Origin of the sequence: Brenneria goodwinii, from assembly GCF_002291445.1 — a bacterium.
GTDB classification, from domain to species: Bacteria; Pseudomonadota; Gammaproteobacteria; order Enterobacterales; family Enterobacteriaceae; genus Brenneria; species Brenneria goodwinii.
This window is the reverse complement of the sequence record NZ_CP014137.1, coordinates 2,650,007-2,665,304: the sequence shown is the minus strand read 5'-3', so window position 1 is coordinate 2,665,304 and position 15,298 is coordinate 2,650,007. Positions and strand designations below refer to the sequence as shown.

At 45.8% G+C, this 15,298-nt stretch carries 11 protein-coding genes; 9 read left to right on the top strand and 2 right to left on the bottom strand.

All coding sequences use genetic code 11. From position 1 onward, the window contains the following. The first annotated feature begins 6 nt into the window (after positions 1-6). Complete coding sequence (gene asmA / locus ACN28R_RS11905) at positions 7-1,842, top strand: outer membrane assembly protein AsmA (RefSeq protein WP_095834530.1); 1,836 nt, start codon at positions 7-9, stop codon at positions 1,840-1,842. Positions 1,843-2,093: 251 nt separating this feature from the next. Here the strand turns inward: asmA and ACN28R_RS11900 are convergent, their stop codons facing one another. Continuing rightward, positions 2,094-3,044, bottom strand: a complete 951-nt coding sequence (locus ACN28R_RS11900; RefSeq protein WP_121514233.1) for an Rpn family recombination-promoting nuclease/putative transposase — start codon at positions 3,042-3,044, stop codon at positions 2,094-2,096. 510 nt (positions 3,045-3,554) lie between these two features. Between ACN28R_RS11900 and ACN28R_RS11895 the strand changes: the two genes are divergently transcribed. Then, a complete protein-coding gene (locus ACN28R_RS11895; RefSeq protein WP_236840223.1) occupies positions 3,555-3,746 on the top strand; it encodes a GntR family transcriptional regulator in 192 nt (63 codons plus the stop codon). Positions 3,747-4,220: 474 nt separating this feature from the next. Here ACN28R_RS11895 and ACN28R_RS11890 read toward each other — a convergent pair whose 3' ends face one another. Further along, a complete protein-coding gene (locus tag ACN28R_RS11890; protein ID WP_095834529.1) occupies positions 4,221-5,807 on the bottom strand; it encodes a TerC family protein in 1,587 nt (528 codons plus the stop codon). A gap of 731 nt (positions 5,808-6,538) precedes the next feature. Here ACN28R_RS11890 and wecA point away from each other — a divergent pair. The 7 genes from wecA to rffG all read left to right on the top strand — a co-directional run bounded on the left by wecA (position 6,539) and on the right by rffG (position 15,290). Next, positions 6,539-7,621 (top strand): UDP-N-acetylglucosamine--undecaprenyl-phosphate N-acetylglucosaminephosphotransferase, encoded by a 1,083-nt coding sequence (gene wecA / locus ACN28R_RS11885; RefSeq protein WP_095834528.1) that lies wholly within the window; start codon positions 6,539-6,541, stop codon positions 7,619-7,621. Positions 7,622-7,745: 124 nt separating this feature from the next. After that, on the top strand, positions 7,746-8,882 hold the full coding sequence (locus tag ACN28R_RS11880; protein ID WP_095834527.1) for a polysaccharide export protein: 1,137 nt from the start codon (positions 7,746-7,748) through the stop codon (positions 8,880-8,882). Between the two features lie 8 nt (positions 8,883-8,890). Further along, positions 8,891-9,325 (top strand): arsenate reductase/protein-tyrosine-phosphatase family protein, encoded by a 435-nt coding sequence (locus ACN28R_RS11875; RefSeq protein ID WP_095834526.1) that lies wholly within the window; start codon positions 8,891-8,893, stop codon positions 9,323-9,325. An 18-nt stretch (positions 9,326-9,343) separates the two neighbouring features. Then, the gene (gene wzc / locus ACN28R_RS11870) at positions 9,344-11,512 is read left to right on the top strand and encodes a tyrosine-protein kinase Wzc (RefSeq protein WP_095834525.1); all 2,169 of its coding nucleotides are present in this window, start codon (positions 9,344-9,346) and stop codon (positions 11,510-11,512) included. Positions 11,513-11,834: 322 nt separating this feature from the next. Further along, on the top strand, positions 11,835-12,746 hold the full coding sequence (locus ACN28R_RS11865; RefSeq protein WP_095834524.1) for a glycosyltransferase family 2 protein: 912 nt from the start codon (positions 11,835-11,837) through the stop codon (positions 12,744-12,746). Between the two features lie 19 nt (positions 12,747-12,765). Continuing rightward, on the top strand, positions 12,766-14,199 hold the full coding sequence (gene wbaP, locus ACN28R_RS11860) for an undecaprenyl-phosphate galactose phosphotransferase WbaP (RefSeq protein ID WP_095834523.1): 1,434 nt from the start codon (positions 12,766-12,768) through the stop codon (positions 14,197-14,199). Positions 14,200-14,225: 26 nt separating this feature from the next. After that, positions 14,226-15,290, top strand: coding sequence for a dTDP-glucose 4,6-dehydratase (gene rffG, locus ACN28R_RS11855; RefSeq protein WP_048635584.1), 1,065 nt, complete (start codon positions 14,226-14,228; stop codon positions 15,288-15,290). The last annotated feature ends 8 nt before the right edge of the window (positions 15,291-15,298 follow it).

Genomic DNA, 15,298 nt, shown 5'->3' with positions numbered 1-15,298 from the left:
GATGGCATGAGAAGATTTCTGACAACACTGGCAATTCTACTTGTTGTGCTGGTGGCAGGAATGACAGCGCTGGTAGTGCTGGTTAATCCCAATGATTTTCGCGCTTACATGGTAAGGCAAGTCGAAGAGCGTAGTGGTTATCAGCTGCGGCTGGATGGCGAACTGCGCTGGCATGTCTGGCCGCAGCTTAGCATTTTATCCGGCGGCATGTCGCTGATCGCGCCAGGCGCAACGGCGCCGATTATCAGCGCGGAAAATATGCGCCTGGATGTTAAACTCTGGCCGCTTCTCTCACACAAGCTCGCGGTTAAACAAGTCATGCTGAAAGGGGCAGTCATCCAACTGACGCCGGAAAGTGAAGTTAAACCAGCCAATAATGCCCCGATAGCCCCGCCAGGATCGCCGGCCTCCACTGAAAGACAGGGCTGGCAGTTGGATATTGATAAAATCAGGATCGCGGATAGTCTGTTGGTTCTGCAACGTAATGATAATGAACAGATAAACGTTCGCGACATCGATCTATTGATGGAGCAGGACAGCGATCGTCAGGTGCATATTGATCTCTCCAGTCGCATCAATCGCGATCAGCGTGATATCGCTTTTTCTCTGTCCGCAGACATGGATATGTCGCATTTCCCGCAACAGGTGAATGCAAATATCGGGAAGCTGGATTACCAAATTCAGGGCGCAGGTATCCCTACCGGCGGGATCTCCGGCAAAGGTAATTTGCAGGCCAGCTATCAGCATCAGCCTGAAAAAATCACACTAAGCCAGCTGGCCTTGAGCGCTAATGAGAGTCAATTGACGGGAAGCGGCAGTGCAACGCTTGGCGTCGCTCCTGATTATGTGCTGGACTTGAAATCTGACAAAATCGATCTGGATGCGCTGTTGGGCGCCAAACTGACTGCGAAGAAGGATTCATCCGCATCTATTCCGGCCAAAGCGGGGAAACCGGTTATCTCCTCTGACGAAGCCACGAAGAGTAGCAGCAGCGGCCTGGACGGTTTTTCCGCGCGGTTGTCATTGCAGATCGGCTCATTGATCTATCGCGGACTTAACATCAGTCAGTTTAATCTTCAGGCAACCAACCAACAGGGCGTGCTGAATATCGCCGCGTTGGATGGCAAGTTGGGGGAGGGGAGTTTTTCTCTGCCCGGCAAAATGGATGTAAAAGCCTCGCCGGCCATTTCGATTCACCCCGACATTCATAATGTGGATATTGCCCCGCTGACATCAGCATTTGGCCTGCCTGGAACATTGAGCGGTAAATTCTCGATGAATGGTCAACTAGGTGGTAATACGTTTACGCTTCCAGCCATTATCCGACAGTGGCAGGGTAAAGCCGCGCTGAAAGTCACCGATCTGCGTTTGCAGGGGCTAAATATTCATCAGATGGTGCAGATGGCTGTGGTGCGCGGCAACAGCAGCGTTCAGGGGATGGAGCGGTATGAACGTTATACTGAAATCAAACAGTTGACGGGAAATGCGCAATTGAACGCGGGAAAGTTGCGTATCACTGACCTGAAAGGCAGCTCCGAACTACTGTCATTAACCGGTAACGGGCAGTTGGATCTCCTGGCCAGAACCTGTGACACCAATCTGGGTGTGCGGGTTGTGCAGGGCTGGCATGGCGATGAACAGTTAGTCAGCGTACTGCAAAATACGACCATCCCATTACGTATTTATGGTCCGTGGGATAAGCTGAATTATCAGCTGCAAGTCGAACAACTGTTGCGTAAACGCATCCAGGATGAAGTGAAGAAACGCTTAAATGAGTGGGCCGATAAAAATAATCAAAGCCAGAAAGGCAAGGATCTGAAACAACTGCTTGATCGGCTGTAAACGGCTGTTTTACGAACTATTTATTTCAGCATCTTTAATGGGGCATGTCTTGCCTTCGAACGGGAAGGCGCAATCCAGTGTCTTTTGGGTTAGTTCCTTCCCCTGGTGAGGGATGTCTCTTAGTTACACTTTTATGTAAATGCCGAGGCCGTTAATTTCGTGCGCCACAATGCAATGCCGCTATTTCTGTGCGATGGGAAAGGGTGGGAGAGCAAAACACTGAACTTGGTCAACATTCTGAAAACAGCATTTTACTGCTCTTTTTCAGCTAGCTGGGCCACTTCATCCTGGGTCAATCCAGTGATTTGCTGCACGGTTTCTTGATCCATACCTTTAAGCAGCAACTGGCGGGCGATTTGCCGAGCGCTGGTTTTGATTCCCTTTTCCATGCCTTTTTCTATACCTTTCTCCATACCTTTTTCTATTCCTTGCCGCATCCCTTTTTTAAAACCGATCTGTTCCAGTTGCTGTGCGATAGTCATAATTTCCTCCCGATGCTGAGGCAGTTTTTCCGTTAAGACCTGGGCGAAATGCTGCACTGAACGAGTATTGCCGGATTTAATAATGTAAATCAGCAATGCTTTTCTAAGTTCAGGGGGCGGCGCCCATTGGTTGAATAATAACCCGAAATCCTGAACCAGTTCCAGTAGGTCCCGCTGGCGGATATGTTTTTGTACCAGTTCCAGCAACGCTATCTTGCGGTGAGTTTTAATTTCGTCATCGGGGATGACGCTGAGATCGACAAGAGGGAAAGGCTGACCGTATACCTTTTCAGCCAGAGACGGATGGTCAAAGTGGTCAAACCAACGCAGGCTGTAGGGGTAGGGCGTTTGGCTGCCATGGTAAAACAGCAGCGGAACCACTAACGGCAGACTTTTATTGCCCTGTGACAGATGCAATTGCATGGCGTTCATACAGTAACGTAATAAGCGAAAGCCCATTAGCCTGTCGGGCGTGCTCTGATGTTCAATCAGACAGTAGATATACGCGGCACTCTGCTGGGTTTGCAGTGAATAGAGCATATCGGACATCCGGGTGCGCAGTGTTTCATCGGTAAATGAGGTTGCTTCGAGGCGCAGTGTGTCGAAATCGCAGATTTCACTAATATACTTCGGCAGATGAATAGCGAGAAAATCCCGTGCGACGTCAATATTACTAAGGTATTGCTTAAATAACGCATCATGAGTTTGCATGGGATCCATCTCGGCATTGCTGTCCTAACGACAATAATGAGTGGCGAGCGGTGAAGAAAAAATAACGTTGGGGAGATTGTGCAGGAGCGCTCTGGAAAAATATCATGCGGTTGCAATAGGCGGCGGAAGTTTGCGAGGCCGTATCAATTATCAGTCTGGGTTCTCAGGGATATCTTTTCACAGACACGTTGTAGTAAGGTTATGGCGTAAACCTTCTTCATCATCAAATTCTTCATGAATGCGGCGAATGCCGCCGCTCGATTAAAACCGCTATTCTCACCAACGACCAGCGTCCCCCCTACTGTATTTCGCCCTGCGTTTTTGCGTCAACAGGGGGCATTCTTTGCACAACGGTCCTTCTTTCTGCACGCCGAAGATCTCTCCTGACAATCCAGAATAATCAAAAAAATAAAAAATTCACTTAAAAATCATCAGATTAATTGGTTGGCAAATATATTGCACTACGACGAAATAAGTTGAGTTGTTGGACCAATTCAAATAATCCATTTGAGGACGGGAATGCACAACGATTTGAGTTTACTGCATCCGATAGCACGGCAGCAGAGCGACACGATGGTGCTTGACGCGCTGACCCGTTATGTCGCGCAGCCTGGTACCCGCGTCGGGGAGAAACTACCGCCGGAAAGCATATTGGCCGAAGGGTTGGCCGTCAGCCGTAATACTGTGCGCGAGGCGCTGAAATTTCGGTGATGAACGTCTGAGTATCTGCAGCATGGTGAGATCGGGCGCTAAACCGGGAGAACGCGTGTGGATCAGTATTGATACCGCACGAATGCAATTGTTTGATGTGAATTCACAGGTGAGGCTCCCCAAAGCCGGAGAGTGATAGTCAATGGCAATGACGGAAATGAGGCAGAAATGAAGGAAGTGGCGCGGAAATAACGCCTTCTCCGTCATGCCCGCGGCAGTAGGCGGGCATCTCCCGCTGAAACCGTAAATAGCCATCGGCTGATTCCCGCCTGCGCGGGAATGACGGAAGTGAGGTGTCTCTTATCCTGTCATCCCCTTCAACAAGTCCGTCATGCCCGCGGCAGTAGGCGGGCATCTTCCGCTGAAACCGGAAATAGCCATTGGCTGATTCCCGCCTGCGCGGGAATGACGAAAATGGAGCGGCAATGACGCTTTCAGGGCGAGAACCTACGGCATAACATTAAGCCGAATTGATCACACCTCAAAATCTGATTGCGGATTGGCATCCTGGGTGATTAGCACCTTCACGATACGATGGCTTTCCACCGTCAGAATGGTAAATGTGTAACCATCGAGAGACAATGTATCTCCAGCCTCGGGGATCCGCTGCGAGTGCTCCATCAGCAAGCCTGCCAGCGTATAGTATTCCCGCTTGTCATCCAGTTTGATTGGAACGTACATGGTCAGATCTTCCAAAGGAAGATAACCGTTTGCCGTCCAACTGCCGTCGGCGTTTTGTTGAATGTCGTGGCGAGCATCAATTTCTTCGCCAGCCAACGGCAGATTGCCGGCGATGGTTTCCATCACATCGCTCAATGTGACAACGCCTTCAACCGAACCAAATTCATCAACGACAAAGGCAAAGTGGGTGCGTGCTTCCCTGAACTGTTCCAGCGCCAGTAATAAAGAGAGTTGTTCAGGGAAGATCAGCGGTTGACGGATCAGAATATGCAGATCAAAGGGATCATGGTTCAGCTGTTGCTGTAAAAGTTCCGTGACATTGACAACTCCCAGTATCTCATCTGATTTTTCACTGTCGACGATGACCAGACGAGTATGCTGATTGTTTTTCAATATCTGCGCTAACTCCTCTTGTGAGGTATTTAGCTCTACCGGGTCGATATCGTGGCGGGATGTCATAATACTGCTGATGGTACGTTGCGACATACCAAGCACACGCTCGATCATTCGGCGTTCCTGCCGATTGAAAACTTCTTGTCCGGTGTGGGCATTATCCGCAATCATGGATGACGTCTGGTTGTCCAGTTCTGCTTCCTCATGCTCTCCCCGCAGAATACGCAGTACTACCTCGGCAGTACGTTGGCGCAAGGGAACAGATGAAGAGAGAAAGCGCCGACGGTTAAACATGGATACCTGGTTAAACATCTCAATGAGAACCGAGAAGCCGATAGCGGCATAGAGATAACCTTTGGGAATATGATAGCCAAACGCATCCGCAACCAGGCTGAAACCAATCATCAGCAAGAAGCTCAGGCACAGAATAACAATGGTTGGATGCGCACTGACGAAGCGGGTCAACGGCTTGCTGGCTAACAGCATCAGGAAGATGGCAATCGTCACCGCAGCCATCATTACTAATAAGTGTTCCGTCATGCCGACGGCGGTGATAACGGAATCGAGTGAGAAAATGGCGTCCAGAACCACAATTTGCGCAACAACGGGCCAGAAACGCGCGGCTTTACGCTGCGTATGCTGCTCCAGATCCTTCCCTTCCAACCGTTCGTTGAGTTCCATTGTTGCTTTAAATAGCAGGAACACACCGCCAATCAGCATAATGACATCACGCGCGCTGAATGAATGCCCAAGTAAGGCGAAAAGGTGAGTAGTTAGGGAGACGAGCCAGGAAATCGACGACAATAAAATAAGACGCATTACCAGCGCCAGCAACAGCCCAACAACGCGTGCTTTATCTCTTTTTTCTTTCGGTAATTTTTCAGCCAGAATGGCAATGAAAACCAGATTATCTATTCCCAGCACCAGTTCCAGCACCACCAGCGTTGCCAGACCGGCCCATATTGTTGGATCAACGATCCACTCCATACTTATTCTTTCACCTTTAATTGAATACCACGGCTGATAGCGTATCAGGGCAAACGCGGATGAACCAGAACTTGTATGGGTATTTTATTGTGGGTAATCAACGCGATTCTGTTCAGGCTGATGATTTGACTCGGCATTACTGACGTTTTTTCAGCATTATGCTGGTGCATAATCATCAGAATTGATTAAAAAAAAGTCAGGCGCATGCTGTTTTAACTTTCTTGCGATGTTACGGCATGTAACGTTTGAAGTGTCAGTAAACGGTGAATAGAATATATCGCCATTATTGTTGTGGTTTTACGATGTATAGCTTGCTATCTGTCATAAATCTTTATCAAAACATACCGCCTTTATCCCTGAAGTCGGTTTTTTATTCTAATGGAAGGAGGGGCCTGTTATGGATAAACGTAGTCTTTTTCTGAAAAGAACCGCTTAGAACATCTTCTCCTTGTACTCCTGTATTAGTAGTCAATACTATTAGAACGCAAAATTTAGTTTTGCAACAGAGGTCGTCTTTTCAACAAAAAGATAGTGTGTATTGGTAATGTTTTGTTACCTGATATTTAACCTCCTTTAATAAAAATAAAATCGCCGTACATCAGTTGTGTGGCTACGGTTCCAAAGTTTAAGTCTGTAGAACAACGGTGTTCCTATTTTGATAGTGCATTGGTAGCTATAAGCCAAGGGCGGTAGCGTGTCTGATGCAACATACTTTATAACGGTTGATGATGATGCAAGAATTTACCATAGTGTTTATCAGTGCATTTATTGTCCTTTTTTTCGCAAGAAAGGCGGCGATAGTCATCGGGTTGGTGGATAAACCCGATGTCAGGAAACAACACCACGGCAATGTCCCTTTGGTCGGTGGGGTTTCTATCTATCTGGCGCTATGGATTTTGTATGCACTCCATCCTGAATGGCTTCCTGACTTCCCCCTCTATATGGTTTGTGCCAGTGCGCTACTGACAGTCGGCGTATTGGACGACCGTTTTGACCTTCCCGTATTCCCTCGTATCGCCTTACAGGCGCTGGTTGCCGGCCTGATGATGTATGCCGGCCTGTATTTGACCTCGTTGGGCAATGTACTGTTTGGCTATGAAATCTTTTTAGGCGCCTGGGGTTATATCCTCACCCTGTTTGCCGTATGGGGAGCCATCAATGCTTTCAATATGATTGATGGTATTGATGGCTTACTGGGCGTGCTCTCTTGTGTTACCTTTGGCGCGCTTGCCGTCTTGTTTTATCTTGGCGGTCATCGCGAGTTAGCTCAATGGAGTCTATGTATGCTGGCGGCAACGCTACCTTATATTCTACTGAACCTGGGCATTCCCTTGGGAGAGCGATTTAAGGTATTTATGGGCGATGCCGGCAGTACGCTGATAGGTTTTACGGTAATCTGGCTTCTTATGTTGGCGACGCAAGGGGAAGAGGCTGTGATGCATCCGGTAACCGCGTTGTGGCTGATAGCCATCCCGTTGATGGATATGGTCACCGTGATGATCCGCCGAATCCGCAGGGGCGATAGCCCATTTAAATCCGATCGCGAGCACATACATCACATATTGGTGCGCTCAGGGCTAACGCCGCGTCTGGCGTTGACTATGATTGTCAGTGTGGCGGTTTTATTTGCGGCAATTGGCATCATTAGCGAGCGCAATGGCGTATCTGAGTCTATTATGTTGGGCATGTTTTTGCTGGCTTTTGTCGGTTACTTTTGGTCAACTCCCCGAATATGGCGGGTACTGATGTGGCTGCGGCGCATTAACCATAACCGGCAGAATACATTGATGAACCGTATGGCGCAGCGGCGTTAACAGGCGAATTACCCGCTTTTTATACGCCAGTACTAGGGTTCATTCGAATAAATCTTCTCTATAATCATTGATCGTTTTGTAGGGATTTGCGCAGTTTTCAAATAAGAGCGATGGCATACACAGGATGATAAAGCATAAATTAAAATTGTTACCGTTGGTGGTTTCAACCGTTCTGCTTAGTGGTTGCACCATCGTTCCCGGCAGTCATCTTTCCACCAGTGGCAAAGAAGTCATCGAACAGCAGGATGCTGATTTTGACATTAACAAGCTGGTTAATATTTACCCGATGACCCCTTATCTGGTGGAAAAAATGCGCGTCAAGCCGCTGGTGGCGCAGAATAACCCGGCGCTTGAGCGCGAGCTGCAAGGCTACGAATACCGCATCGGTATTGGTGATGTGATCATGGTGACGGTATGGGATCACCCTGAACTTACCACCCCGGCAGGGACCTATCGTACCGCGGCGGATTCCGGTAACTGGGTGCATTCCGACGGCACCATCTTCTACCCTTATATCGGTAAGGTAAAAGTGGCCGGTAAAACGGTGACCGAGATTCGTGATGAGATTATGAGCCGCCTGGCAACCTATATAGAATCACCACAGGTTGACGTTAGTATCGCCGCCTTCCGTTCGCAGAAAGCCTATGTAACGGGGGAAGTGGCCACCTCAGGGCAACAAGCGATAACCAATGTGCCGCTGACGATACTGGATGCGATCAACAAAGCGGGCGGCCTGACGGAAAACGCCGACTGGCGCAACGTGGTGTTAACCCATGACGGTAAAGAACAGCGCATCTCCCTGCAGGCGTTGATGCAAAATGGCGACCTGTCGCAAAACCGCCTGCTTTACCCTGGCGATATCCTCTATGTTCCCCGTAACGATGACCTGAAAGTATTCGTGATGGGCGAAGTGAAGAAACAAAGCACCCTAAAAATGGACCGCAGCGGTATGACGTTGATGGAAGCGTTGGGGAATGCCGAAGGTATCGACCAGGCTTATTCTGATGCCACTGGTATTTTTGTCATCCGTTCATTAAGAGGAACTCAGGGGCCCAAATTAGCTAATATCTACCAGCTTAATGCCCAGGATGCCACTGCGATGGTGATGGGCACCGAGTTTCAACTGCAGCCTTACGATATTGTCTATGTGACCACCGCACCGATCGCTCGCTGGAACCGGGTTATCAGCCAGATTGTACCGACTATTTCCGGCTTTAATGAATTAACAGAAGGTTCATTACGTGTACGTAACTGGCCATAGAGATAACGATGTTTGATTCTATTTTAGTGGTGTGTGTGGGCAATATCTGCCGTTCGCCAACCGGGGAACGGCTGCTGAAACAGGCGCTGCCGGGGAAAAAAATTGCCTCGGCCGGGTTGGGTGCATTGGTGGATAAATCTGCGGATGCTACCGCTGCCGAAGTGGCGGCGGCTCACGGGCTTTCTCTTGAAGGCCATAGTGCACAGCAGCTAACCTCTTCGCTCTGTCGTCAGTACGATCTGATTCTGGTAATGGAGAAAGGCCATATTGATGCGGTGGGGCGCATCGCTCCGGAAGTGCGTGGTAAAACCATGCTGTTCGGCCACTGGCTCAATCAGCAGGAAATTGCCGACCCTTATCGTAAAAGCCGCGAAGCGTTTGAATTCGTTTATTCGCAACTTGAGCAGTCTGCCCAGAAATGGGTACAAGCATTAAGCCGTTAAAACAAGTCAGGGAAACCCATGGCAGAGAAAATTTCAGTAAAAGCATCTGAAACAACGTCAGATGAGATTGATTTAGGGCGTTTATTGGGAACATTGCTAGACAATAGATGGCTGATAATTGGTGTCACCGCTGTGTTTGCCATTATTGGCATTTTATATGCAACATTGGCGACGCCGGTTTATAAAGCTGATGCGTTAATTCAGGTAGAACAAAATTCTGGCAATAAGCTGCTAAGTGATATTTCCAGTATTCTGCCTGATGCCAAGCCTCAATCGGCGGCGGAGATCGAGTTGATAAAATCCCGTATGGTGATTGGCAAGACCATTCGCGATCTTTCCTTAGATACGGTGGTTGAGCAAAAATATTTCCCGATGTTTGGCAAAGGGTTTGCTCGACTTATGAAGGAAGAACCGGGAAAAATTGCCGTTTCTCGCCTTGATGTACCAGATTCCTGGCAGGATGAAAAAATTGAGCTAACGATATTAAGTCCAACAACTTATCAAGTGAAAGCTGGAGATATCGTTAATTTTACCGGTGCAGTTGGCCAATTGGAGAGCCACAATGGTCTTACAATCTTGGTAAGCGATATTGCTGCATCTGAAGATACTACTTTTTTATTAAAAAAACTGAATGAACTAACTGCAATTAAGATTTTATTGGATAATTTTTCTGTGGCTGATACCGGCAAAGACACCGGAGTATTACAGCTAAGTTTGGTTGGGGGGAACCCTGATGAAATTAGTAAAATATTAAATAGCATTAGCCAGAACTACTTGCAGCAAAACGTTGAGCGCAAATCAGAAGAAGCGGGTAAAAGTCTGGAGTTTTTAAAAGAGCAATTGCCGACCGTTCGTGACTCGCTTAATGAGGCGGAAAATAAGCTGAATCTATACCGGCAGCAAAATGAGTCTGTCGATTTGTCGCTGGAGGCCAAAGCGGTGCTGGATACCATGGTCTCCGTTGAATCTCAGTTAAACGAACTAACTTTTAAAGAAGCGGAAATTTCCAAACTGTATACCAAAGAGCACCCGGCTTATCGTGCTTTGCTGGAAAAACGTAAAACGCTGGAGCTGGAGCGTGATAAACTGAATAAACGTGTGGGGGGCATGCCTAAAACCCAGCAGGAAATACTACGTTTAACGCGCGATGTACAGGCCGGACAAGAAGTGTATATGCAACTGCTGAATAAACAGCAGGAACTCAGTATTAATAAAGCCAGCACTGTCGGTAATGTGCGTATTATTGACTCTGCGGCAACTCAATTAAAGCCGGTTAAACCTAAAAAAACATTAATTGTATTGTTAAGCTTGCTCCTTGGGGGGATGATTTCTACCTCGTTTGTGGTTATTAAAACCATGTTGCACAAAGGTATTGAAAGCCCGGAACAACTGGAAGAGCTGGGGATTAATGTTTATGCCAGCGTGCCGCTTTCTGAATGGCAGCAGAAAAAAGATCGGGAACTTTTCACGCGTAATAAGGGCAAAAAAGCCAATGCGCGGGCAAATGAATTATTGGCTACCGGCAACCCAACAGATTTGGCGATTGAAGCTATCCGAAGCCTGCGTACCAGCCTGCATTTTGCCATGATGGAGGCGAAAAATAATGTGCTGATGATTTCTGGCGCCAGTCCGGCAATTGGTAAAACTTTTGTCAGCGCTAACCTGGGAGCGGTTATTGCTCAATCAGGAAAAAGAGTACTGATCGTTGACTGTGATATGCGCAAAGGTTACGCACATGAATTAATGGGGACTGATGGTACCAACGGGCTATCTGATATTTTATCTGGGCAAACCGTGGCGGAAAAAACAATAAGAAAAACCGCAGTGGATAATATGGATTTTATTCCCAGAGGACAGATCCCTCCAAATCCCTCAGAGTTATTAATGCATAGTCATTTTTCTGATTTTATCGATTGGGCGTCTCGGCATTACGATATCGTGTTACTAGATACTCCGCCGATTCTGGCGGTAACCGATGCGGCAATTATCAGCCGGCATGCCGGAACCTCTTTATTGGTAGCGCGCTTTGAGATGAATACCTTAAAAGAGATTGAAGTGAGTATTCGCCGTTTTGAACAAAATGGTGCTGAAATAAAAGGCGTTATTCTCAATGCGATTGTCAAACGAGCAGCAAGTTATTATGGTTATGGCAATTATGACTATTATACCTATGAGTATAAAAAATAACTTATTTGCTGTTTAAGTTTTGTTCGTTAATGTATAAAGTAACAGCTCGCCTTATAATAAAGGCGAGCTTCAAGTTTGATAATAAATAAAAATATATCATTATATATGTCGTCATCCAACTATTATACATAGTCGTCCCCGCGAAGGCGGGAATCTCAAGCAACAAACCGTGGGTTAAAAATAGAATATATTTAATCCTTCACGCGAAATAAATATAAAATGTGAATATCAAAAAATAAAGCTTTAGATCATATTTAATTTATCTGGGTATGTAAAATAAATATGCCTTCCAGTTTAGTACTGTTTTCAACGGTGAAATATAATGAAAGTTAGAGTAGTCATTCCCACTTATAATGGCGGCGAATTATGGCGGAGAGTTTGCGCTGCTATAAAAAAACAATCTGAGTATTTTGAGTCTGTACTCGTAATAGATTCATCCAGTAGTGATGGTACATGTCAAATAGCTGAAGAGTCTGGCTTTCAGGTAATAAAAATAGATAAAACAGAATTTAATCATGGAGGAACCAGAAATCTGGGCGTTGAAAACTCGACTGATGTGGATATAGTAATATTTCTTACTCAGGATGCCATACCGGAACCGAATTGTATTAAGTCTATATTATCTGTGTTTAATGATCCTAAAGTGGCTGTCGCCTATGGTCGGCAGTTACCTCATGACGATGCTAATCCTATAGCAGCACATGCGCGTAATTTTAATTACGGCGTAGAAAATCATGTGTTAGGTTTAGACGATAAGAAAAAATATGGTATTAAAACAGTTTTTTCCTCTAACTCTTTTTCTGCATACCGAACCGATGTGTTTAGAGAGTTGGGTGGTTTCTCTTCCAATACTATACTAGGGGAAGATATGTATTTTGCCGCGAAGGCTGTTTTAGCCGGTTATAAAATTGCCTATGTTGCTGACTCTGGCGTAAAACACTCACATAATTATTCTATCTTGGAAGAATTTAAGAGATATTTTGATATCGGCGTTTTTCATCATGATGAGCCCTGGATCAGAAAAAATTTTGGCGGCGCTGGTGGGGAAGGTAAACGGTTTATTTTTTCCGAATTGAACTTTCTTTTAAAAAATGCTCCGACCTGGATTCCTTTAGCTTGTGTTAACAATTTTTTTAAGATAATAGGTTATAAACTCGGACAGAATTATAGCAAGCTACCTAACTCTTTGGTGAAGAAATTCAGTATGCATAAAGGTTATTGGTATAAGGATTAATATAATTTGAGGTGCAGCCATGCATACATTTAAGAATTCAATAAATAATAATGTAGTGAAATTTTTGTTGGCATTATCAGATTTTGTGTTATTTAACATATCATTAATCTTGACTTTGTGGCTAGTGCGTGCACTACATTATGATATTTCAGAGTTTATCCCAGAGTCAGAGCTTCCTGCTCGATTTATCTCACATTTCACCCTGTCTTTGCTTTGCATTGGCTGGTTCTGGGTTCGGTTACGGCATTATACCTATCGAAAGCCATTTTGGTTTGAACTGAAGGAAGTCATTAGAACCTTAGTAATATTTTCTGTTTTTGACCTCGCTCTGGTTGCTTTTTCGAAGTGGCATTTCTCTCGTTATATCTGGGTAATTACATGGATGCTGGCGATTATTCTAGTTCCTCTTGGACGAGCCCTGGCGAAAAGACTTTTGAATAGGCTCGGTTTATGGCAAAAACAAACTATTATCATCGGTACAGGTAAAAATGCCCGCGATGCCTACGCTGCACTACAAAGTGAAGAGGTACTGGGATTCGCCATCTGTGCCTTTTTCTCCAGCGGCAAGCAATGTGAGGAAACGTTGTTAGGCATTCCGGTGATTTGTGAGGAGGAGCAGCTTTGGCAACAGTGTGATCCCGAATCTACTCAGTTTATTGTTGCATTGGAGTTCGATGAACATGATTTGCGTGATGGGTGGCTGAAGAAACTGTCCAAGCATCACTGCCGCTCAGTCTCTGTGATCCCGACATTACGTGGTGTGCCTTTGTATGGCACTGATATGTCATTTATTTTTAGCCATGAAGTCATGATTTTGCGTGTCAGTAATAATCTGGCTAAGAGAACTTCTCGAATATTGAAAAGAACTTTCGATATTATAGGAGCCGCCAGTATTATTATTTTGTTTTCTCCCCTCTTGGCGGTCTTGGCCTATCTGGTTTCTAAGGATGGCGGTAATGCAATTTATGGGCATGAGCGAATTGGCCGTGACGGTAAAAAATTTAAATGCCTGAAATTCCGTTCTATGGTCATGAATTCGCAAGAAGTGCTTCAGAAATTATTAGAAAACGATCCTGAAGCGCGGGCTGAATGGGATAAAGACTTTAAATTAAAAAATGATCCACGCATCACCCGCGTAGGACATTTTATTCGTAAAACCAGCCTGGATGAATTACCGCAACTTTTTAATGTCCTAAAAGGTGAGATGAGTCTGGTGGGACCTCGCCCGATTATTGAGGCTGAGTTGGAACGTTATGCCGGTGATGTGGATTATTATTTAATGGCTAAGCCGGGTATGACTGGATTGTGGCAGGTCAGCGGCAGAAATGATGTAGATTATGATACCCGTGTTTATTTCGATGCTTGGTATGTAAAGAATTGGTCCATGTGGAATGATATTGCAATTCTTTTTAAAACTATCAATGTGGTTCTTAAAAGAGATGGCGCGTATTAAAGATAATAATAGAGTTTGAGGATTATATGAAAATTATCGTTACCGGTGGTGCCGGGTTTATTGGGTCTGCGGTTGCCCGTCATATTATTAATGATACGGCGGATGAAATTCTGATAATAGATAGCCTGACCTATGCTGGTAATCTTGAGTCATTAAATCCGATTGCAAATAATGCGCGCTTCAAATTTGAACAGGTGAATATTTGCGATCGTAAAGAGTTGGAGCGTGTTTTCAATACATTTCAGCCTGACGCAGTGATGCATTTGGCTGCGGAAAGCCACGTTGACCGTTCCATTGATGGCCCGGCAGCGTTTATTGAGACCAATATCGTTGGCACCTACACGCTATTGGAAGTTGCACGTCAGTATTGGAATACGTTGGATGATAATGCTAAAAACGCATTTCGCTTTCATCATATTTCTACCGATGAAGTATATGGCGATCTTCATGGTACGGACGATTTGTTTACAGAAACAACGCCTTATTCTCCCAGCAGTCCTTATTCTGCCTCTAAGGCCTCCAGCGATCATCTGGTTCGTGCCTGGCTGCGTACTTATGGTTTGCCAACCATTGTCACCAATTGTTCTAACAACTATGGTCCTTACCATTTCCCAGAAAAATTAATCCCGTTGATTATCCTCAATGCACTGGAGGGGAAACCGCTGCCGGTATATGGCGATGGTGCTCAGATCCGTGATTGGCTGTATGTGGAAGATCACGCACGTGCTTTATACAAAGTAGTAACCGAAGGGGAAGTAGGGGAAACCTACAATATTGGTGGACATAATGAACGCAAAAATATTGAAGTAGTACAAACCATTTGCCGGCTGTTGGATGAAATGGTGCCAAATAAGCCAGCTGGTATTGAGAAGTATGAAGATCTGATTACTTACGTTACCGATCGTCCAGGTCACGATATGCGTTATGCCATTGATGCTTCAAAAATACACCGAGAGTTGGGCTGGAAACCACAGGAAACGTTTGAAAGCGGTATTCGCAAAACGGTGGAGTGGTATTTGGCGAACGAACAATGGTGGCGTCGTGTCAAAGATGGTTCGTATGCTGGCGAACGTCTGGGTTTAACGCGTTAATTTAGGAG

Bases quoted from the DNA above. Each gene is read 5' to 3' on its own strand.
- wecA (WP_095834528.1), top strand. From the start codon at position 6,539: ATGCAAGAATTTACCATAGTGTTTATCAGTGCATTTATTGTCCTTTTT.
- ACN28R_RS11895 (WP_236840223.1), top strand. From the start codon at position 3,555: ATGCACAACGATTTGAGTTTACTGCATCCGATAGCACGGCAGCAGAGC.
- ACN28R_RS11880 (WP_095834527.1), top strand. From the start codon at position 7,746: ATGATAAAGCATAAATTAAAATTGTTACCGTTGGTGGTTTCAACCGTT.
- wzc (WP_095834525.1), top strand. From the start codon at position 9,344: ATGGCAGAGAAAATTTCAGTAAAAGCATCTGAAACAACGTCAGATGAG.
- wbaP (WP_095834523.1), top strand. From the start codon at position 12,766: ATGCATACATTTAAGAATTCAATAAATAATAATGTAGTGAAATTTTTG.
- rffG (WP_048635584.1), top strand. From the start codon at position 14,226: ATGAAAATTATCGTTACCGGTGGTGCCGGGTTTATTGGGTCTGCGGTT.
- ACN28R_RS11875 (WP_095834526.1), top strand. From the start codon at position 8,891: ATGTTTGATTCTATTTTAGTGGTGTGTGTGGGCAATATCTGCCGTTCG.
- ACN28R_RS11900 (WP_121514233.1), bottom strand. From the start codon at position 3,044: ATGGATCCCATGCAAACTCATGATGCGTTATTTAAGCAATACCTTAGT.
- ACN28R_RS11890 (WP_095834529.1), bottom strand. From the start codon at position 5,807: ATGGAGTGGATCGTTGATCCAACAATATGGGCCGGTCTGGCAACGCTG.
- asmA (WP_095834530.1), top strand. From the start codon at position 7: ATGAGAAGATTTCTGACAACACTGGCAATTCTACTTGTTGTGCTGGTG.
- ACN28R_RS11865 (WP_095834524.1), top strand. From the start codon at position 11,835: ATGAAAGTTAGAGTAGTCATTCCCACTTATAATGGCGGCGAATTATGG.